Annotated in this window: 13 protein-coding genes; 10 read left to right on the top strand and 3 right to left on the bottom strand. The window is 43.5% G+C overall.

Annotation, left to right across the window (positions count from 1 at the left end):
- The first annotated feature begins 134 nt into the window (after positions 1–134).
- The 8 genes from QY309_07535 to QY309_07500 all read left to right on the top strand — a co-directional run bounded on the left by QY309_07535 (position 135) and on the right by QY309_07500 (position 16,088).
- Positions 135–1,025 carry an ABC transporter ATP-binding protein gene (locus QY309_07535; GenBank protein WKZ61329.1) on the top strand — a complete coding sequence of 297 codons (891 nt, stop codon included), beginning with the start codon at positions 135–137 and terminating at the stop codon, positions 1,023–1,025.
- Positions 1,022–4,351 (top strand): hypothetical protein, encoded by a 3,330-nt coding sequence (locus QY309_07530; protein WKZ61328.1) that lies wholly within the window; start codon positions 1,022–1,024, stop codon positions 4,349–4,351. The genes QY309_07535 and QY309_07530 overlap by 4 nt, the downstream gene beginning before the upstream one ends.
- Positions 4,352–4,465: 114 nt before the next feature.
- Entirely contained in the window at positions 4,466–5,974 is a 1,509-nt protein-coding gene (locus tag QY309_07525; GenBank protein ID WKZ61327.1) for a TolC family protein, read from the top strand.
- A gap of 28 nt (positions 5,975–6,002) precedes the next feature.
- The gene (locus QY309_07520; GenBank protein WKZ61326.1) at positions 6,003–7,061 is read left to right on the top strand and encodes an efflux RND transporter periplasmic adaptor subunit; all 1,059 of its coding nucleotides are present in this window, start codon (positions 6,003–6,005) and stop codon (positions 7,059–7,061) included.
- A gap of 21 nt (positions 7,062–7,082) precedes the next feature.
- Positions 7,083–10,274 (top strand): efflux RND transporter permease subunit, encoded by a 3,192-nt coding sequence (locus QY309_07515; GenBank protein WKZ61325.1) that lies wholly within the window; start codon positions 7,083–7,085, stop codon positions 10,272–10,274.
- Positions 10,267–15,000, top strand: a complete 4,734-nt coding sequence (locus QY309_07510) for an efflux RND transporter permease subunit (GenBank protein WKZ61324.1) — start codon at positions 10,267–10,269, stop codon at positions 14,998–15,000. Before QY309_07515 ends, QY309_07510 begins: the two co-directional genes overlap by 8 nt.
- On the top strand, positions 14,972–15,676 hold the full coding sequence (locus tag QY309_07505; GenBank protein ID WKZ61323.1) for a hypothetical protein: 705 nt from the start codon (positions 14,972–14,974) through the stop codon (positions 15,674–15,676). Before QY309_07510 ends, QY309_07505 begins: the two co-directional genes overlap by 29 nt.
- Before the next feature lie 112 nt (positions 15,677–15,788).
- Positions 15,789–16,088, top strand: a complete 300-nt coding sequence (locus QY309_07500; GenBank protein WKZ61322.1) for a DUF3817 domain-containing protein — start codon at positions 15,789–15,791, stop codon at positions 16,086–16,088.
- A gap of 31 nt (positions 16,089–16,119) precedes the next feature.
- Here QY309_07500 and QY309_07495 read toward each other — a convergent pair whose 3' ends face one another.
- Positions 16,120–16,641, bottom strand: a complete 522-nt coding sequence (locus tag QY309_07495; protein WKZ61321.1) for a hypothetical protein — start codon at positions 16,639–16,641, stop codon at positions 16,120–16,122.
- A gap of 333 nt (positions 16,642–16,974) precedes the next feature.
- Positions 16,975–18,291, bottom strand: a complete 1,317-nt coding sequence (locus tag QY309_07490; GenBank protein WKZ61320.1) for a hypothetical protein — start codon at positions 18,289–18,291, stop codon at positions 16,975–16,977.
- Positions 18,292–18,604: 313 nt separating this feature from the next.
- Between QY309_07490 and QY309_07485 the strand changes: the two genes are divergently transcribed.
- The gene (locus QY309_07485) at positions 18,605–19,489 is read left to right on the top strand and encodes a PAS domain S-box protein (protein ID WKZ61319.1); all 885 of its coding nucleotides are present in this window, start codon (positions 18,605–18,607) and stop codon (positions 19,487–19,489) included.
- Between the two features lie 31 nt (positions 19,490–19,520).
- Here QY309_07485 and QY309_07480 read toward each other — a convergent pair whose 3' ends face one another.
- The gene (locus QY309_07480; protein ID WKZ61318.1) at positions 19,521–20,456 is read right to left on the bottom strand and encodes a LysR substrate-binding domain-containing protein; all 936 of its coding nucleotides are present in this window, start codon (positions 20,454–20,456) and stop codon (positions 19,521–19,523) included.
- Between the two features lie 203 nt (positions 20,457–20,659).
- Here QY309_07480 and katG point away from each other — a divergent pair, with 203 nt between their 5' ends.
- Positions 20,660–22,828 carry a catalase/peroxidase HPI gene (katG, locus tag QY309_07475; GenBank protein ID WKZ61688.1) on the top strand — a complete coding sequence of 723 codons (2,169 nt, stop codon included), beginning with the start codon at positions 20,660–20,662 and terminating at the stop codon, positions 22,826–22,828.
- Positions 22,829–22,937: the final 109 nt, after the last annotated feature.

Below are 22,937 nucleotides of genomic sequence, written 5' to 3'. Positions count from 1 at the left end.
GCTTTCAATCATCCATACCATTCTCAAGGGGAAGCCCTGCCTTCAGATAGAAACAAAAATTTCGAATCTACTTTGTATTTAAAAGTACTTTTAAATACTTTTAAAGCCGAGCATAACCATGAACGCACTACTCCATGAATATTGAGATATCTGGACTTTCCAAAATTTACCCCAACGGACATGCGGCCATTAAAAACATTAATCTGCAGATAGGAAGCGGCATGTTTGGATTGCTTGGACCAAACGGTGCCGGAAAGTCGAGCTTCATGCGCATACTGGTTACGGTGCAAAAAGCAACTTCCGGAACAATTTTAATGGATGGCATGGACATCAATACGCACCGGAATGAAATCCGGAAGTTGATCGGGTACCTGCCTCAAGACTTCACATTTTTTTCAAAACTAAAGACGTGGGAGTTTTTGGATTACGCAGCGCAACTGGCCACATCATTAAAAAGAAGAGAACGGTTAGCCAAAGTTGATAAACTACTGGACCAGGTAGGATTGCTGGATGTTCGCGATCGGATGGCCAATAAACTTTCGGGTGGGATGAAGCGAAGATTGGGAATTGCCCAGGCGCTTATTGGCGAACCGCGGTTGTTGGTGATTGATGAGCCCACCACCGGCCTTGATCCGGAGGAACGTATTCGCTTCAGAAACATTCTCTCCGATCTGAGTCAAAAAGATGTTACGATTATACTCTCAACCCATATCGTAGGAGACATCAGCAGTACCTGCCATAACATGGCGATGCTTAACAAAGGTGAGGTGGCGTTCAAAGGTTCTCCTGAAGGGATGATCGATCAGGTGCGTGGCCATGTGTGGCAGATTCTGTTGGCAGATGATGAGTTTGACATTATAAAAGCAAAGTATCCGGTGGTATCCACCATCCCGACCGAAGGAAAATGGGAAGTGCAAGTGATTGCCAACCATCAGCCGCATCCGGCAGCCATCGTGGCTAATCCAAACCTGGAGCATGCGTATGTATATTTTATGGAGAATGAATTTGGTGTATCGCTGGTATGATGTCGATTAAAAACATATTAACCATCTCATCATACGAGTCGAAGGTACTTTGGCGGAATTGGTTTTTCCGGATTATTGCCCTGGCAGGTATTGGCTTCGTTACCATTTTTAACCTGGCTATGTTTTCTGAGATCAGTACACCCGAGTGGGGCGACATTTCCAACGGCTGGATCCTCCCCTACGCGAGCCTGCTCCTGATCAGCATACCGCAAGCCGCTGCCGTTATATTTTTGGCTACCGGCTTGATTAAGAAAGATAAAAAGCTGGATACGAATGAAGTCTTCTTTGTTCGGCCAATTTCCAACCTGGATTACGTCATCGGAAAAGCGCTGGCGCTGTTTAAACTTTTTTTCCTTTTAAACTTCGTTCTGCTCGTCATTCCATTGGTTGTGGGGTTAACCAACCCGTTCGCTACCATCAACCCGATGGCCTTCATCCTCTATCCATTGCTCACCAGTCTTCCAAGCATTGTGTTTACAATGGGAATGGCCTTCCTTCTGGTCACGATCATCCGGAATCAACCCGTCTCTATCGTCTTGCTCATTGGTTTATCGGGTGTTCAATTAATTTACTACTTCGATAAGTTCTCCAACATTCTGGATTTTACTTCGTTTCGGCTTTCCATGCTCGCTTCCGAAATGACCGGTTTCATTGATATAGAATTCGCACTGTGGCAACGAGCATTTTATTTGGTTACAGGCATCACGTTTCTATTCATCACCGCATTTCTCCTGGATCGGTTGGCTGGCCATAAGGCGGCCCACAAGGCTACGGTCTTAACCGGTGTAGCGCTGCTTTTTCTCTCCTCTTTTATAATGATCAATCTTTGGAGCATGCGGCAAGAACCCATCGCCACACGGCAAGAGATGATAGCCGCTAATGGCCGATGGACGAATGTATCCAATGTTGAAATCGTTAAGCATGCTATCAAGCTGGAGTGGGCGGGCAAGGAGATTATGAGTACCTCAGATATGCTGGTAAAAAACAACACGCATGCGTTGCTCGATACCATCTACTTTACCTTGAATCCCGGGCTGATGGTTGAGGCCATCTTGCTGAACGATAAACCCATAGCATTTAACAGAGACCTGCAAATTATTTTTCTGAACCAAGGCATCCGGGTTGAGCCGGGTCAGGAAGTAAACGTACGGATAAACTATCACGGTGCAGTAGTTGAATCAGCCGCGCACCTTGATGTTGACCAGAAGCGGTATGAAACGGCCAATAATTTTCTCATGTTCTCGTTGCCAAAAAAGTATGCCTTTCTTGAAGATGATTATGTATTACTTACCAAAGACGTAATGTGGTATCCGGATACAGAAGTGGGTTATAACCGCATATCTGCTTCGAAGAAAAGGCAATCCTTCACTGATTTCGAATTAAACGTGAAAGCGCCCGCAGGCCAAACACCAATTTCACAAGGCGAAGTAGTCATCAAAGGCGACACCTACCAATTCAAACCAGAATATCCGCTGCCACACATTTCACTTGTAATCGGAACATATCAGGAAAAAGAGATAACCGTAGATAGCGTTATCTATTCGGTATTTCATTATCCCAAAAACGATTTCTTCCTGAAACAGCTTAACCACCTTGGTGATACACTCAGCTACCTGATCACCGATGTTGTCAACGAATATGAGCATGCTCAAAAAATCTCCTATCCTTTTAAAAGGATGCAATTTGTTGAAGTACCCCTTCCGTTTACAGCCTACAATAAAATCGATGAAAGTCACCAGGCATTTTTACAACCCGAGACTGTTTTTTGGCCGGAGGAAGGTGGCGAAATAAGGCAGTTTGATTTCAGGCGACAACTGAAAGACATGAATACCCAGGCTGCTAAAACAAATCAGGTGCTGACGGATAAACAGAAACAAGCCAACATTTTTAATGACCTGATCAGGAAAGTATTTACGAAGCAGATTGGCGAAAGATGGGTGTTTGATGGCAATGATGCCGACAATCCAGACTACTCCCTTTTTCCAAATTATTATGATTTTAATTCAGGAATTGTCAGTCAGGACTGGTCGTTGCTAAACCGGAGTATGGCCACCTACCTGAGGAATGATAAGCAAATACAGAATGACTATTCAAGAAACATAAATGGAATCTCGTTCACGGAAGAATGTAATGATCTCATGCGCACTTCTTCCATGACAAAAATCCTCACGGAAGCTGAGTTCAGTAAAATCAACAAATCGGTAACCTTAAAAAGTCAATACCTCTTCTCCTACCTCGGTCAGACAATAGGTGAAAACAATTTCAAGTCTTTCCTGTATGAATGGGTGAATACGCATCAGCACCAGCTTAGCCGGTACGAAGACTTCAGGAAAGCGATGCTTTCCCACTTCAATATTGATATTGACCCGATCATCCGCAAGGTGTATTCGGAAACTTCGCAGCCCGCTTTCGAAATTGAAGACGTTCAAAAATACGAAGTTATGGATGGTGACCGAAAGCGTTACCAGGTACTGATTCAGGTGAAAAACTCCGGCAACAGTGATGGCGTGCTCGAAATCAAATTCAATAGCAAAGAGGACAATGATGAAGATTACTACGCCAAGGTAAATGAAGAAGTGGAAGAAGAGGTTCCGGGCAAATTGTCGGTGATTAAACAAGGAGAGACTAGGCTTCTGGGATTTGTGATGGATGAAAAGCCAAATACCATTACAATCAATACCATCATTTCCAGAAATATACCTTCGGTGATCAACATGGCCATGGGAACATTGTCAAAGCGTGAAGGCGGCCTTCTCTTTGATGGAGAACGGATCGTAGAACGTGAAAAAGATTCGACTCATTACGAGGTCATCATCGACAATGAAGATCCTGAATTCAGCAGCTTCAGCCCCATCAAGCCAACAATACTGAGGGCCTTTATTGATAGCAGAAAAGATGTTGAGCAAAAGTATTTTGGAGAATGGGATAGCTCCTACGCCCTTTGGCAGGCGACAACAGGTTCCGATTTTTATGGCAGGGTTATCCGCTCAGCGCATTTCACCCGATCTGGAAATGGTGAGAAAATCGCGACCTGGACTCCTGCGCTCAAGGAGGAAGGCTTCTATGACATTTATGTTTATATGCGAGGAAAAAATCAGAATACATGGGTAGGGCGTGACAGTGAAGGCAGGCAATTCGATTATCACTACGTCATTCATAACAGTGATGGTACCGATAACATCAAGTACAACATCACCAATGCAGAACCGGGATGGAACTACCTGGGCTCGTACTATTTCAACAAAACCGGAGGAAGTGTTTCGTTAACAGATGAATGCGACCTCTGGACCGTGTATGCAGATGCCGTTAAATGGGTGAAGCAGTAAATTAATAAGTAGTAAGTAGTAAGTAGTAAGCAGTAAGTAGTAAGTAGTAAGTAGTAAGTAGTAAGCGATATAAAATGAATCAATCCGTAACGACACACTTCAAACTTAATCTCCATGAGTTTTAGAAAAACAATGAAAATAAAACATGTGCCCACTATGGGCGCTGTGCGCGTGGCGCTAGTGCTCCTGATTATCTGCTGCGTGCTGAGTTGGGAAGATGCACAAGCTCAGCGAACGCTAACCTTGAGTGAGGCTATTGAAATTGCTCAACTCAGCAGCCGCAACATTAAGAAATCGAAGTTAAATCTATACGGAAACCAACGAAGTCTGGATGCCCAACGTGCGGCATTGAAATCAAGATTTGCGTTAGATGTTACGCCATTCGATTATAACCGGAACCGAGGTTTCAATGACCTGTTTTCACTTTGGAACACCAATGAAGACTATAACTCCTTTGCCAATTTCTCTGTAAGCCAACCCATAGTAGCTACAAACGGTACCATCTCGTTGATCAACCGATTTGGCTATCGTGATAACTATTCGGAATTCCAGGATGTCAGAACCAAGACCTTTAGCAACAACCTTTACCTTCAACTTGACCAACCCATTTTTACGTACAACAGAACGAAGATGCAGTTAAAAGAGTTGGAGTTAAACCTGGAAAACGCTACGCTCAGCAACGCATTGGAATTGTTAAGCCTTGAACAAAGCGTTACCCGGTCATTTTACAATTTTTACCAGCAGCAAAACAACCTTCAGATCGCCAGGGATGAATACGAAAATCAAAAAATAAGTTACGAGATCACCAAGAACAAGGTTGATGCAGACTTACTGGCACAGGAAGAACTGTATCAGGCCGAGTTAAACCTGGCTACATCGAAATCGACATTGGAAAATAACCAGGTGCTAATGGATAACGCAGCAGATGATTTCAAGCTTTTGCTCGGTCTTGACCTGACTGAACAAATTACCGTTGAAGTAGACATTAACTTTGTAACGAGGAAAGTCGACCTCAATCAGGCACTAACCTATGCACTGGAGAACAGAATGGAACTCAGGCAACGTGCTATTGACATCGAACGATCCAAGTTTGAGTTGATCCGAACAAAAGCATTAAATGAATTTAAAGGTTCCATTGGCTTGTCGTTGGGTATTTTTGGTGACAATGAACGTGCACCTAGTGTATATGAAACGCCAACGGTAAATCCACGTGTGGCTATTTCTTTTAACATTCCCATATTCGATTGGGGCGAGAACAGGGCACGAATGGATGTGGCCAATTCTACGCTTGAAATACGAAAAGTTGACCTGGAAGTAGAGAAGAATGATATCACCATCAACATCCGAAAAATTTACCGGAATCTTCAAAATCTGGAAAACCAAATACTGATCGCGGAGCAAAATGTTAAGAACGCAACATTAACATACGACCTCAATTTAGAGCGATACAAGAACGGAGATCTTACTAGCATTGATCTCAACAGGTTTCAAAGCCAGCTCTCCGAAAAAAAGAGCGCACTCGCAGATGCACTGATTAATTATAAAATTGAATTGCTGAATCTCAAGATTCAGTCATTGTACAATTTCGAAACGCAAGAGCCACTGATCGTTCCAAACAACTAATTATCCCATTGAACTAATGCTATACACAATGAAAAAGCTTATAAACGGAATTCTTCCCCTGCTGGTATTGATTATCATTTCTTCCTGCAACTCCGATGATTCAAATATTAAAACAGAAATAAAAATTCCTGTTTCTGTAATCAGTATCAAGCCACAGAGCATCTCGCGTTTCATTGAAACGACAGGAACGGTATACTCCTTTAAAGAAGGTGCGATGAAATCGGAACTCGGTGGCATTTACAAACTTCAGCGTAATCCGGCCACGGGAAGACCTTTTGCCTTGGGTGACGCAGTCAAGGCCGGACAGACCTTGATCAGACTTGAAGACAAGGAATTTGAAAACAACCTCCAGATTGAAGGTAAAAAACTAAACCTGGAACTGGCTGATAACAACCTTAAAAAGCAACAGTCTTTGTATGACAAGGGCGGAGTAACGCAAACCGAATTAAAAAACGCTGCGATACAATATGTTAATGCCAAGTATGCATATGAGAATGCAGAAATTCAAATGGCCAAGATGTCGGTGAAGGCTCCATTTGATGGCGTGATTGTCGAATTACCGTATCACACGGATGGTGTAAAAATTGACCAGGGGCAAACATTGCTAAAAGTAATGCAATACGACAAACTGCTGATGGATGTGAAACTTCCGGAAAAGTATTTACCTGAAGTAATGATGAATCAAACGGTCCAGATATCAAACTATACGGTCGCTCGGGATACTATTTACGGAAAGATAAGTCAGATCTCCCCTGCTATTAACGCAGATACCAGAACCTTTCAAAGCATTCTTCAAATTGATAATGAAAAACGGTTACTGCGTCCCGGAATGTTTATCAAAGCCTTTATCCTTTCTGAAAAGCGTGACGACACAATCGTTATCCCGAAAGAAACGATTATTTCGAGACAGGATGGAAAAGTAGTTTTTACAGTTGAGAATGGTATTGCTACCGAAAAGAAGATCACCACCGGTTTGGAAAACGCAGATGTAATAGAAGTGGTGAGCGGATTAAAAGTCAATGACAGGCTTGTCGTCTCAGGTTTTGAAACCCTGAGAAACAAATCGAAGGTAAGTATCATTCAGTAATAATATTTAAATAACCGCCTAGTGAAAAAGATAGTCTACCTGGCCGTCTCCTACCCCGTGTCGATCCTGATGATGGTATTGGCTGTTCTTTTGTTGGGGTTTATATCGTTTGGAAAACTCGGCATTGAGTTAGTACCTGATCTGAAAAATCCTACGTTGTTTGTTGAACTCAAGGTGGGGATTAAGCCTCCATCTGAAGTTGAAAAGCAATTCATTGAATCGATCGAATCCATCGCAATCAGGCAAAGTGGAGCAGTTGAAGTAAGCTCCATTAGCCAAACGGGTTATGGCCGCGTTACCGTGCAGTATGATTGGAGCAAGGATATGGATGAAGCCTTTCTAGATCTTCAAAAATCACTCTCTTCATTTTCATTGAACGATGAGATCGATGAATTTGTCATCTCGCAATTTGATCCCAACGCAGCCCCTATTATGATAATAGGAATCTTTAATCCGGCTTCGAATGACACGGACGCATTGAGGCGGGTGGCAGAGAACAATTTTAGAAACGAGTTTATCAAACTTCCAGGAATTGCAGAAGTACGCCTCTCCGGTGAGCAGGATAAGGAGGTTGTATTGGAAACGGATCCTGCTGTGTTGGCCTCGGTTGGTTTAACCGTTAATGACCTGGTTGCAAAAATTCAAAACTATAACCGAAGTGTATCCGGTGGCTTTATCGAAGAGCTTGGACGGAAGTATGTGATTAAGGGGTTGGGCATTATTGAAAAGCCGGAAGACCTTGGAGACCTGGTAGTGGGCTACACGAGTCGTCAGAATACGACAGCCAATGCTGAAACACTTCCATCAACACCTGCAACAACGACAACACCCACCAGTACCAACGTGTCTTTATCTGATCAGGTGCCGGTTCTCCTTCGCGAAGTCGCTACCATTAAAATTCTGGATAAAGAAGCAACCAGTATTGTGCGCGTCAATCAGAAACGCAGTATCGGACTGTCGATTTATAAAGAGACGAACTACAACACGGTAAACGCGGTAAACGAATTGATGACCTCCCTGGAGCAGTTGAAGAAAACTGTTCCCGGTTACGAATTTGTAATCATTCAAAACCAGGGAAGATTTATTCAAGGTGCCATTGATGAGGTGAAGGAATCTGGTCTCTACGGGGCTTTTTTCGCGGTAATCGTTTTGTTTCTTTTTCTCCGAAGAATTGGTTCTACACTCATTATCAGTATTGTTATCCCGATCTCCATCATTGCCACCTTCAACCTGATGTACTTCAATGGCCTCACGTTAAATGTGATGACGTTGGGTGGATTGGCATTGAGTGCCGGAATGTTGGTAGATATTGCTATCGTAGTGGTAGAAAATATTTTCCGGAAACGCGAAGAAGGATTAAGCGTTATTGATGCAGCGATTGAAGGCACGAGCGAGGTAAGTGGAGCGATCACCGCCTCTACGCTAACCTGTATTGTTGTGTTTCTGCCAATCGTTTACCTGCAAGGCCCGTCTGGAGAACTTTTCAAAGATCAGGCGTGGACCGTTGCATTCTCTCAAATCGCATCGCTGTTTGTGGCCATCCTCGTAATACCCATGCTCTTTGCTCAGTTTTTCCGCAAAGACAAAGTGTTTGCGAAAGAGAGAAAAGTATTCTCTGATGAAAAACATATCCGATTTAAAAGGTATCGGTCAGTTTTGGAAAAAGTGTTGAACTACAAGGGTGCCTGGATAACTGCATCATTCGTCATGATTGTGGCAGCAGCCCTTCTGCTTCCCTACATAGGTAGCGAATATATGCCTCAGTCCGATACACGGGCCATTTCAGTGGACGTTACGCTGCCAAATGGTACTCCCCTCTCAAGGACTTCATCTACGATCCACCAAGTTGAAAGTCAGCTGCAACAGTTGTTTGAAGGACAGCTTGATAAAATTTATTCACACATCGGCCCACAGCAAAGTCAGTCGGGTATTACGAACGAAAATGTTTACAATGAAAATAAAGCCACGGTTAAACTCATTTTCCGGGAGGATATTGAATTGGACATAGCGCCCGTGACTTCAAAGTTGTCGGCTTATTTTGAAGCACTGCCGGGAATTGAAGCGAGATTTTCCAACGATGAAAGCGCACTGTATTCCGTAATGGGTGAGGATGAAATGCCTCTTGTTGTGGAAGTAAGCGGTACAGATTTCGGAAAACTAAAGCCTCTCTCCGATTCAATCCTGCTCGTGATGGCAGCCCATGAACATGTTTACGATCCTGTGTCAAACCTCGAAGAAGGTGTACCGCAAATTCATGTAGACGTTGATAAATACAGGGCCGGAATACTCAATTTATCGATCGATGATGTCATCGTTCAGATCAAAGATCAGTTGGAGGGCAAGAATGCCGGTACGATTGAGCGCGGTGGTGAAATGCAGGACATCAAAATAAAAGTACCTGAAGTCTCATTGGCAGGATTAGGAAACATAAAGATAAAGAGTGGTCAGCGCGAGTTTCCATTGAGTGAGATCGCCAGTGTGAACGTGGAATATGCGAGCAACTCCATTCACCGGAGAAATCAAACGAGGACGGTCTCTGTTGGGGCGCGTGTAAATCCGGAAGAACCTTACGATAAGGTAGTGAAGTCGATTCAGCATTCGCTTTCGAAGCTTTCGGTGCCGCCACAATACAAGATAAAAGTAGCCGGGCAAGAGATCAGACGCCAGGAATCGGTAGAGAACCTCACGTTTGCGCTTATCCTCTCTATTATATTAGTGTATATGGTTCTTGCCTCGCAATTCGAATCGCTGCTGCATCCTTTCACCATTTTGCTAACAATCCCCTTTGCAGTTGTTGGTGCAATCCTCGCCTTCTTCATTCTCGGAATGCCCCTGAACATGATGGGGTACATCGGAATTATTCTGTTGGGTGGTATTGCGGTTAACAACTCCATTATGATTGTGGATTGCATCAATCAGAACAAAGAGAGCGGCATGTCCCTGCGCGAAGCCATTCTGGACGCAGCCGAGCGAAGGCTCAGACCAATTATGATGACTACCCTATCGACAATCCTGGGTCTTCTCCCGTTAACGTTGGGATTCGGAGAGAGCGCAGCACTACGGTCTCCAATCGCTATTGCCGTGATTGGTGGAATGGTGACGTCAACGCTCTTGACACTCATTATCATTCCTTGCTATTACGAAAGCATTGAAAACATTGTCAGTTGGATCAGTCGTAAGAAGGAAGTGAAAATTAAAGTTTCGCATGGGTAATAACAGTCTGCTACAAACAATCATCCGAAGAAAAGTCTTCGTTTCGATGTTGTTCATCGGCTTCACCGTGATGGGCTATATCTCCTATACCAAACTTTCTGTTGAACTGTTCCCCAATGTTGAGTTGCCGGTGCTGATCGTGCATGTACAGTCAGTATCCGATGTTGACCCAAAATATATGGAGCGCCAGGCCATCGTGCCGCTGGAAAGTGCGATCAGTACCCTGGAAGGTGTTGCAGAAATTACCGCGAATGCCGATAGTCAACAGGGAATGATATTCATCTCGTTTCAACAGGGCGTAAACATCAAATATGCTTACCTCAAGCTTGAGCAGAAAGTGGGCGCCATCAAGTCGAGCCTCATGCCTGAATTTCTTGTGAACATCATTAAAGTTGACACAGAGGAGTTTTTGAATGGGTTTATGGATTTGCAGGTTCTTGGTAGCGGTGGTGTAGATCGCATAAGAAACATTGCCGACCAATACATAAAGGATCGGCTAAGCGATGTAGATGGTGTTGGCGGAGTAGAAGTTTTTGGCGGTCGGCAGAAGACGGTGGAGATCATCATGCATGCTGCCATCTGTGAAGCAAACGGAATTACGCCCAATACCATCAGCAATGCCCTTTCCCGTAACTCCAACAAAAGTGCTTTTGCAGGACAAGTAGAAATGGATGGACAGAAAGTTTTTGTTAATGTAACTGCGGAGCTGAAAGACATCAAGAACATTCAAAACCTGGTGATTTTAGAGAAGGGGCCATTGCTTTTAAGTGATGTGGCAGACGTACACTTTGGTGTTAAGGAACAAACATCATTAAGCCGTGTCAACGGTAAAGATGCCGTTTCGCTTCGGATATCGAAAGACCCACAAGCCAACCTGATTGCACTATCAGAAAGGACACTTGAAGCTATCGAGGCGATCAATAAAGATCTCGAGCCGATGGATGTACAGATCATCGTTGAGAATAATCAGGCGGAGATGATGTCCAGAAATATTGATCAAATCCAAAACCTGGCCGTAACGGGAGGGCTCCTGGCGATTTTTGTACTCTGGGTGTTTCTCCGCAGGTTAAAATTCATTTTGAGCATAGCGCTTGCCATTCCGATATCTGTTTTTACTGCGTTCAATTTCTTCTATGCGTACAACATTTCCATCAATAGCCTTACACTCATTGGAATGGCCTTAGCCATCGGCATGCTGATGGACAACAGTGTGGTTGTGATTGAAAATATTTATCGTCACGTTATAAACAAAGAAGATCGCGAGCAAGCCGTAGTGAAAGGAACCAATGAAGTGATGCGCTCAATTATAGCAGCAACGCTCACGACAGTGACAGTTTTTCTACCTTTTATCTTTTCTACAAATTTTCTCATCACGCTTATTGGTACGCATATTGGAGTATCCATCATATCAACGCTGCTGGTTTCATTGGTGGTAGCTTTGGTGCTGATTCCGATGTTGGCTGATTCTGCCATTCGAAAAAAAGATCAGGAAGGAGATCCGCTGATCAAGAATGCATCAATTCGTCAACGAATGATTCAAATTTATGTGGTGTTCTTGAAGTCGTGTTTCAGAAGGCCCATGTTTACGGTTATCGGAGGACTGGTTTTATTCTTTGTCACCATCGGACTCAGTCTCCTGGTCAGCATGTCGGGCCCGAGTGAAGTTGAAACTCCGGACATGAATCTGTTTGTCACCATGCCACAGGGCAGCACACTTGAAACTACCGATTCTAAAATCAAAAAGATTGAAGAAAAGGTAATGGAGATACCGGTAGTTGACAAGGTGATCAGTCAGGTTTCTGAAAACGAAGGAGTGATCACAGTCAAACTGGTGGAAGGATTTAAATATCTTGATACCATTTCGGTAGCGGATGTCCGAAGCAGGCTTTCAGGTTTTTCAAAGCTTTTCGATGATGTGAACATCTCACTGGATCAGCCACCGAGCCAAAATACCCAACAAAGTAGTGCAGGAAATTCTGCGCAGGATGATTTTCAACGGATGCTGGGCATTGGCACGGCCTCGGAGCGTATTGTCATCAAAGGACAAGACTTTGAGTTGATGAAAACAATCGCGCAGGACATCAATACCATGGTGAGCAGTCTGCAATCCGTTTCGCAAAGTTCGGTAAACCTTAGTCCGGAGCGCCCCGAAGCGCACATGGCATTCGACCAGAAACGAATGAGTGAGAATCACATTACACTGCAAAATATAGCCACTGCTTTAAACGATTTTCAGCCTTCGTTTACCTCAGGCTCTAACTTTATCAGTGGTGGTGAAGAATATGAAATTACCATCCGCACCCAAAATCAGGTGGATACCAAGGCAAAGGAAATGCGTGATTTGCGCGAGATGAAAGTCCGCAGTACAACAGGTGCGGTATACGCGTTTTCCGATATTGGTACAGCGCTCTATTCATCTGGAGAAAGTACCATCACCCGAACGAATCAGGAAAAGCGCATTCAAATTACCTATAGTTTTATTGACGAAGTTTTAAAATCAAATTCACTACAAGAAGCTTCCCGCCTGGAGATCGATCAAATTGTAGCAGGTGTTAACATTCCGTCAGGTATTGTGGTGGATGTTATTCATGATGAAGGTTTGTACGATGATTTTATCTTTTTCATTTTTGTGGCCATCGTGATCATCTTCATGATTCTTGCGGCCGTGTTCGAGTCAGTATACCTACCAATTGTGATCATGTTTTCAATTCCGTTGGCTGGTACCGGAGCACTTCTGGGCTTAACACTCACCGGTAACTCCATGCTGAGTACAAACACATTAATCGGTTTTTTGATCTTGCTTGGCGTGGTGGTGAACAACGGGATCATACTCATTGATTATTCACGCATTCTCAGAAGAGAAGGGTACACAAAATACCGTGCACTGATCATGAGCGGTATTTCACGGTTGCGACCCATTCTCATCACTTCCATCACAACCATTATTGCGATGCTTCCATTAGCCCTTGGCGAAGCAGAATATGTGATCAGCATCGGCCAACCATTTGCAGTTACCGTGATGGGTGGACTTGCCTTCGCGACTATATTGACGCTGTTCTATATCCCTACCATGAGTGCAGGATTGGAAAGTGTGCTGGACTGGTTCAGGAATTTAAAACCCGGTATTAAGGCCACACAGATTGTGCTCATGATTGTTGCCGGAGTATTTATAAGCTTGCAAATAGACGGGCTGATCTGGCAAATGATGGCCTACATTGGTGCTATTATTTTAATCCCTGGAGGAACACACTTCATCATGTCATCCTTACGGCAGGCCAATGCTAAAATGGTGGCGCCAGGTGAAGCCATGCACATTGAAATCCAAAACCTCACTAAAGTCTATGGAAGAGACAAGCGCTGGATCAGGGAGTGGAAAGGAAATAAAAGTCTCTTTGATGCGCGAGGTGAAGAACCGGTTACGATAAGCAAGGTATTGCAAGACCTGATCTGGCAGAGCGCCTTGATCAGCTTTCTGATCTATTTTATTTACTTTCATTTAGATAAAGCGTTCTGGCAATTGGTCTTTATGATTGCGTTGCACGCGCTGTTGCTGTCAATCTTCAACACCGTTAAGCATCTGCTACCTGCTTATCAAAAACTGATAAAGGGCACCAACGCATTGCTTTACTGGGGATTTCCGGTGCTTAGTGCAATCTATCTGTATAGCGATGTTCAGATCAAAGCCTTTGGGGTTATACTCATCTTCTTGTGGTTTGTCGGACTTTTCCTCGTATGGGTCTCAAAACGACTGAAGGAAAATCCTGTAGATATTCATGAGATCAACGGACGGTTTAAGAAAATTCGAAGATTGTATTATACACTACTACACTCGATTCCGTATGTCAAACCCAGGAAAGTTGAATTCAAAGCACTCAAAGGAGCAAGTTTAACGATTGAGCAAGGCATGTTCGGATTATTAGGACCCAATGGTGCGGGCAAGACTACACTCATGCGTATACTCTGTGGCATTTTGGATCAGAGCTACGGTAAGATTTGGATCAATGGCCATGATACCACCTTGCGAAGAGAAGAACTGCAAGGACTCATCGGCTACCTTCCCCAGGCCTTTGGCACGTATGAAAACATGACACCATATGAGTTTCTGGATTACCAGGCCATCTTGCGAAAAATTTCCAATGCCGCAGAAAGAAAAGCCAGGGTGCAATACGTATTGAAAGCCGTTCACATGGATGAGCATCAGCATAAGAAGATCGGCTCTTTCTCCGGAGGCATGAAACAACGAATCGGTATTGCGCAGATTTTACTTCACCTACCAAAGATATTAGTAGTAGATGAACCCACTGCAGGCCTTGATCCGCTGGAGCGTATTCGATTTCGTAACCTGCTGGTAGAGCTTAGTCGTGAACGGATCGTAGTGTTCTCCACACACATCATTGAAGATATTGCCAGCAGCTGTAACAAGTTGGCGGTTCTTATCACCGGAAATATCGAATATATCGGTAGTCCGACCACCATGGCTGAACTGGCCCATGAGAAAGTATGGGAGTTCCATTTAACGCCTAATGAGTTTGAGGCAGAAAAAGAAAACTACCTGATTGTGCACCACATGCGCGAGGGTGACCGTATACGTGTAAAGTGTTTATCTGAAGAGCGACCCCGATTCGATGCCATTTCAGTACGCGCCAATCTGGAGGATGCCTATTTATGGTTGATGAAGAGTAAATCCAAAACAAAATATGAAGAGCTACCTGCTGCTGTTGTATAAGTTGGCGACCTACAACATCAAAGTAATTTTTGGGAACAAGTTTGTCTACTTTGTAGTAGCAGCCTTTTTGTTCTTTGCCTTCATCATCACGATTAGTATCCTGGAGGGTGATGACGACATCAGCGAAGCCTTAATCTATGGCTTCCTGGTTTTCCCGGGATTGCTGCTCATCTTCTACCCCATGGCGTACGGTATTCAAAATGACGATGATGCCAAGATGCTGGAAACAATTTTTGGTATTCCAAACTACCGGTACAAAATCTGGCTGGTGCGTTTCGTACTAACGATCGTAGTCGCGGCAGTAATTTTAATGATTCTGGGCAACCTGGCCAACCTCACCCTGTATCGATTCAATATCCTTCCAATGATTGGGCAGGTACTTTTCCCCATTACATTTCTGTCTTCGTTGGCATTTATGTTGTCTACACTAATCAAGAACGGCAACGGTACAGCAATTGTACTCGTGATTGTTTCTTTCATATTTTTTGTTTTTGCAGAGCCGTTGGAATACAGTGCTTACAACATCTTCCTCAATCCATTCTCCGAGCCGCGCGGCATGAGTGAGTTTATCTGGAATACTGTTATTTTCAAGAATAGAATGTATCTCATAACCCTGAGTGTACTTTCTCTTCTCTATGGCATGTTCAACCTTCAGTTCAGGGAAAAGTTTGTGTGAGGGTGAATAGGATGATGCGAGACCTGGCAGGTCCGAATTCCAGTGTAATTAAGTTTGCTTTACTGCCCACTCCGTTACATTTTAGCGCCCGATTTAACGCCCAATACCCATTATGCAGCATCAAAAAGTTAAGACTTTTGCCTCGATAGCCTTACTGGAAGGCATTTCATATGTTTTACTGTTGGGTATTGCCATGCCTTTAAAGTATTTCTTCGATTTTCCTGTTGCCGTAACCGTTGTAGGTTGGGCGCATGGAGTTTTGTTTATGCTTTATGCCTTGTGGTTGGTGTTATGCTGGAAAGAATATGCCTGGAGCTTCAGTCGGGTGGCGGGGTATTTTATTGCCTCACTCCTGCCAATCGTGCCATTTGTGGTGGAGCGAAGATTGAAAAAGGAGTATGCATTAGTGTGATTGACTAAACCCATTCTCCATTAAAATTGCTTTACAACTGCTTTTCAAAAGTATACACCGCATCCACCTTTGTGGTCACTGTAAAATTTGGATCGCTTTCTGTTTCCTCAAGTTTGATTTTTACCTCTAATACCGTGCTGGTTTGACGGGTTATTGTTGCATCCTGAGTAATTGCTCCGTTGGTTATAGTCAACGTTCTTCCCTCCAATGTCCAGGTGCCATCAATAACGGCTTCATCAAAAGGATACTCCTCTGTAGTGGTTTGTCCCAGCATGGTGGTAGTCAAAACAATCGTATAGCTACCTTCGCTGGTAACGGTATTTGGGTTTTCACTAAAAGTGGTAGTCAAATCCATATCTTTACCAGTTCCGGTGAAATCCGCTTTAATGCTGACACCTGAAACTGTGGTGGTGGTTGATCCTTTGTAACTGATGGCGGTAACGGACCATGTGCCCAACATTCCCTCACTGGTGGGCAGCGGAGCTTCATCATCGCTACAGGAAAAAAGAACTACAAAGAGAGCGAGCAATAATAATCTTGTATAATTCATCATGTTATAATTAAGGAAAAGCAAATATAATGATCGGTAAAATAACAAACTACCGATAAGTGTTTGTATAGAATTTCAACATTATCTTACATTAAGAGCGAACCAGTAAAAGCACTCCTTATTCCTACCCCGGGGAGTAAGATTTACATCAATTTTGACTTTTTTACTCGAATAGATTCTTGCTATGCCTACACAACCTTAAATGAAGATTCATGTCCAAGAAATAGACAACACAAAGCTATATTTGGGTAAGAAGCGTAAATCTCATGAATATCAAAAGCTATCAGGTTTACAGCAAAAATTGTTACCGAACACAGCGAGTTATCTCGGCATAATTTATTGGACTGTTATAATTTCAATTATCACACCACTTGTAGTTGAACTTAAATAAAAAGGCTCTGGAGATGAAAGCACTACAAGTCTGCTACCATCACGCGCAAGAATCCAAGGGTATCCTTGTGTTTTGATCACTGTAGTGGAAATATTGTCATTAACTATGGTTGACTTTAAAATTGAGTTTTGATTGGTGACTGTAGCATAAATAGTATTCCCATTAGAGGAGAATTCAAAGTCTGCTTTATCAGAACCACCTTGATTGATTTTGGCCACATAGGTCATTGATTGATTGGCCGTGTAGATAAAACCCTCTCGAGAGGTAACTATGTAGTCATCAGAAACGCACAAGCGATCACTTTCCATTTCATAATCATACCCATACGGATCGTCTGTTCGACTAATTAGAAAGCCTTCATCGTTAAAAGTATAATAACTCATGGTAGCCGGAGTTAAATGCTTTGAGACGGTCACCAGGTTGTTATCATTTTGTAACGCTAAACCACAATTACTTTCAGCCTGTACTGCCGTAATCAATTCATGCGTGTTGCGATCATATACTCGTATATGACCAGATTCAAAAAATCCAGAGCAAAAGATTTTACCTAAACCATTAACAACTACTGCTTCAATTGGCTTGTCTACATCTATGGTATCGATGGGCAACAGATTTCGAGCATTCAAAATGTAGATATTGTTATCGGTACATGGAATAAAAAGTTCTAGTATACCCTTCCTTTGCTTAATAAACATCTGCCCTACTCGACCATCAAAAGAAAGTTCCTTGAGAATAGTACCTTGTTCAAAATTTATTAAAAAGATATCTCGGTAGCCCCTTACAATAGCTAATTTCTCATTTGGAATAAGCTCCATTTGGTAAGGAAGAATTGGCAAACTTTCTGCCCCTTCAATTTGAATCTCATTACTTTTTAATTCTTTGCCCTCAACAATTGTTGTCAAATAATAAGTTAGAGAGTGACTTAAAGGAAGGTTATCATCGATATAATGTAGCGTGGATGGGTCAACAGTACCCATGAGTTCAGGATCATTACCATTAACCTTGTTGTTTACGCGCCAGATTCTAAATTCGTCATTAGTCGAAACTGAATTCCATGTTAACAAAATCTGTGAGCTGGAAATTTTTTCAACTTCCAATTTAAGTTTTAACTCTGAATCATTTTGCTCATTACAAGCGAATAGCAGGACACCAATCAAGCATAAAAATAGTATTGTAGAACGTTTTACAATTAATACATTATCCGATATCAAACAGAAAGTAATATGGATTAACAGTTTATTTGCATAATAATTTAAAGTCATGGGGACAAGTTTATTTATACTCTCAAATATAATAAATCGAGATATCTTAAATTCAAAGATTTATGCTCAGGGTATGAATGCACAGCATTGACATCATCAATTAACAAGTTTAGCTAAAGGGTTGAGTCATTGGTCAAAAATGGAAAACCTAATCCCGTTTAAGTGTTTGTATCGAATTGCACCATTACCTTACATAAAGGAGAACCAAAAAGTACCCTCTATTCCTGCCTCAGGAAGTAATATTTACACCAATTTTGACTTTTTAGTTGAATAAACTCTTGCTAATCTTAGCCCGACCTTTACCTAAACCCTTATGCATCAAGAGACAAGCAACCCATTTGTCAGTAAAGTATTGTTGCGCCAGTCCATTGGCTCCGTACGATTGGTTATCGCCCTATTTACTGTTACCGCGGCCATAACCAAGCTATTGTATGACCGTTTTTTGCCGGACCTGAAAGACCTTGATGGTATACGCTGGGCGATCATTGCGCTGGGATGTGTATTTTTCGTTATAACGTTTTTCCGATACAAGCGTGGTACCATCATCGCGTGGTTTTCGTTCTTCCTATACATGTGCACCCTTTTTTATGTCATTGCGTTTGTGGTCATCAATAAATTCGATCCGAACGCTGTAACCATTCTAATCCTGGTTGTGGGTGCCAGTTCCATTATAATTAATAGTTTATTCTATTATGGAATCCAGTGTTTTATTATTCTGCTGGCAGCCCAGGTTGCCTATGCCGGATTTGATTTGGGCAGCGAAAACCTGATCGCCTTCTTCAATCTAATGCTTGCGCTTGGTGTTTTCGGAATTGTAATCACGGTACGCTTAAAGCTCCTATCTGGAATCAAGCACTCTCACGCTCACCTGGAAAAACTTAATGTTATGTCGATTGTAGCCAATAAGGCTGGTGAAATTGTGTTCGTAAGTCCTTCGGTGCGTAGCGTGCTTGGCTACGAACCGGGCGAGTTGGTAAAAGATGGGTGGTGGCGTTCACAGAATCTGCGAGATGGATGGATCAGTCGGGATTATATTTTGCACTACCCAAATATTCTAACAAAAGAAATCGTATCCATGGAAACAAGCATTATAAATAAAGATGGAAAGAAGCTGTGGTTCAATTGGTCGAACTCGATGTTGCCCAACGGTAACTATATGGGTATTGCTTTGGATATTACACGGTATAAGAATGTGTAGAACTCGGTATCGTCAATTAACAAATTCAGCATTAATAATTTATCTCCACCACCTTCTTACTCTGCAACTTCTGCATAGGCTTGGGCACAATGTTTAGAATTTCTTCTTTCAAGGTTTTGATCAGTTTGCTCTTGATGTAGTCGCGGTGAGTTACCAGGCTTACCTCACGTGCCGGACTTGGCTCCTTTAATCGCTTGACAAGTTTGAGTTGGGGTTTGCTGAATTCCATTACGGCCAGTTCGGGAAGAATGGTTATGCCATCACTTTTATCTACCATGCGCTTAAGGGTTTCAATGTTACCGGTTTCATACCTCACATGAAAGTCGCCTCGCTTCCGCAATTCACACAAGTTCAGCACTTGTGAGCGAAAGCAATGCCCTTCCTCCAACAGCCACAGTTGATTCGGATCAATGTCGTTGGGCAGCACGTACTTCTTGTCGATTAACGCATTTTTCTTTGAAACGTACACAAACAGCTCCTCATAAAACAAGACGTCTTCTTTTATGGAGGGGTCTTTCAATGGAGTTACCACCAATCCACAATCCAGTCTGTTGTTTTTTAATTCGTGAATCACTTCTTCGGTTATCGTTTCCTTAATCACCAGGTTAAGCTGCGGATACTTCTCCCGCATTTCTTTATATAATGGAGGCAACAAGTATGGTGCAAGCGTAGGTATAATCCCGATGCGCAACTCACCGGTAAGTGCATCTTTCTGATCGCTAATCAATTGCCGAATCATGCCAGCCTCTCGCAATACCACCCTGGCCTGCGCAATAATACTCGCTCCAATCTCCGTTGGAATAACAGGCTGCTTCGTGCGATCAAATAGTTTCACACCAAGCTCATCTTCCAATTTTTGAATCTGCATGCTTAATGTAGGCTGAGTCACAAAGCATTTTTCAGATGCCAGCAGAAAATGCCGGTACGTATCCAACGCGACCACGTATTCAAGTTGAGTTAAAGTCATAGATAATAACTATAAGACCATAAATATAATCAATTTGATTTATTACGGTATCAGGTGTAATCTTGAAGGTTGACTTTAGTCATAGACAAACTGGTGATCAGTAAGTATACTGCACAGTTGTCGGAAGGAAACTCGTAAATAATTAAACGCTTAAATACTAAACAACCATGGCAGATCACACACATTCAAGCAATGGAAACGGCATGGGCAAGTGCCCGTTTCATACCGCAAGCAGCGGTCCACAAAATCAGGATTGGTGGCCTAACCAACTGAAGCTAAATATTCTCAGGCAACACTCATCCCTATCCGACCCGATGGGAAAGAAATTCAACTATGCGGAAGAATTCAAGAGTCTTGACCTGGCAGCCGTAAAGAAAGACCTTACAGCATTAATGACCGACTCACAGGACTGGTGGCCGGCAGATTTTGGACACTATGGTCCTTTATTTATTCGTATGGCCTGGCACAGCGCAGGTACATACCGCATTGGCGATGGCCGCGGTGGTGCAGGTGCTGGTCAGCAGCGTTTTGCCCCGCTTAACAGCTGGCCGGATAACGTAAACCTCGACAAGGCACGCAGGTTACTTTGGCCAATCAAACAGAAGTATGGCAAAAAAATTTCATGGGCAGATCTGATGATCCTGGCCGGAAATGTGGCCCTCGAATCGATGGGCTTCAAAACATTCGGTTTTGCGGGTGGTCGTGAAGATGTGTGGGAACCTGAGCAAGATGTTTACTGGGGTTCAGAAAAGGAGTGGCTGGGTGACAAACGCTATTCGGGTGAGCGGGATCTTGAAAACCCACTGGCCGCTGTGCAAATGGGATTGATCTACGTAAACCCGGAAGGCCCTAACGGCAATCCTGATCCGATTGCTGCCGCCAAAGACATACGCGAAACATTTAAGCGCATGGCCATGAACGATGAAGAAACCGTAGCGTTGATTGCGGGTGGCCATACGTTTGGTAAAACACACGGTGCTGCTCCTGCTTCGCATGTGGGCAAAGAACCGGAAGCCGCAACCATTGAGGAACAAGGCTTGGGTTGGCACAGCAGCTACGGTTCTGGTAAGGGTGGCGATACCATCACCAGCGGACTGGAAGTAACGTGGACCAGTACGCCTACCAAGTGGAGCAACAACTTCTTCTGGAACTTGTTCGGTTATGAGTGGGAACTATTTAAAAGCCCTGCCGGTGCACACCAGTGGAGACCGAAGAATGGTGCAGGTGCGAACAGTGTACCGGATGCACACGACAAGTCGAAGCGCCATGAACCGCGCATGCTTACAACCGATCTTTCCTTGCGGTTTGATCCGATCTATGAAAAAATCTCCAGACGCTTTTATGAAAACCCAGATGAGTTTGCCGATGCGTTTGCCCGTGCGTGGTTCAAACTAACCCACCGCGACATGGGGCCGCGTGCGCGCTACCTCGGACCGGAAGTACCGAAAGAGGAATTGATCTGGCAAGATCCGATTCCGGCAGTAACACATAAACTTGTTGATGATAAAGATATTGAAGCCCTGAAGAAAAAAATCCTGGATTCAGGTTTGAGCACTTCTCAATTGGTTTCCACCGCATGGTCTTCAGCCTCTACCTTCCGTGGATCAGACAAGCGTGGTGGTGCCAATGGTGCACGTGTCCGCCTAGCTCCACAGAAAGATTGGGACGTGAACAATCCGGCCCAATTGAAGAAGGTAATCTCAACACTTGAAGGCATTCAAAAAGACTTCAACAGTTCGGCTTCAGGTGGTAAACAAATTTCACTTGCTGACCTGATTGTGTTGGCTGGCTGTGCCGCCCTCGAAAAGGCTGCGAAGGATGGTGGTTATGATGTAAAAGTTCCTTTTACCCCTGGCCGCGCAGATGCTACACAGGAACAAACGGATGTGGAATCATTCGAACCACTGGAACCAGTTGCTGATGGCTTCCGCAACTACCTGAAGAAGAAGTATAGCATTTCAGCAGAAGAGCTGTTGGTGGACAAAGCACAATTGTTGACGCTTACACCCCCTGAAATGACCGTGTTGGTTGGCGGTATGCGTGCCTTGAATGCAAACTTCGATGGCTCAGCACATGGGGTATTCACGAAACGCCCCGGTACGTTGACCAACGACTTCTTTGTAAACCTGTTGGATATGGGAACTGTGTGGAAAGGAATTAAAGGTTCAGAAGATGAATTTGAAGGTCGTGACCGTAAAACAGGCGAAGTAAAATGGACCGCAACCCGTGTTGACCTCGTATTTGGTTCGAACTCCGAACTGCGTGCTTTGGCCGAAGTATACGGAAGCTCCGATGCCGGTGAAAAGTTTGTACACGACTTTATCGCAGCGTGGAACAAAGTGATGAATGCGGATCGGTTTGAGTTGAATTAAGTATTTCATTATTCCAATGAACAGAAAGAGGTGATTCAGCAATGAGTCACCTCTTTTGTTTTTGTTGATGTTCACAGAATCAGAAAACGCCCGATACGCCCTGTATATG

The organism is Cyclobacteriaceae bacterium (assembly GCA_030584025.1).
Lineage (GTDB): Bacteria > Bacteroidota > Bacteroidia > Cytophagales > Cyclobacteriaceae > UBA2336.
The sequence above is the reverse complement of the archived record's forward strand: the minus strand, read 5'-3'. Positions and strand labels throughout refer to the sequence as shown.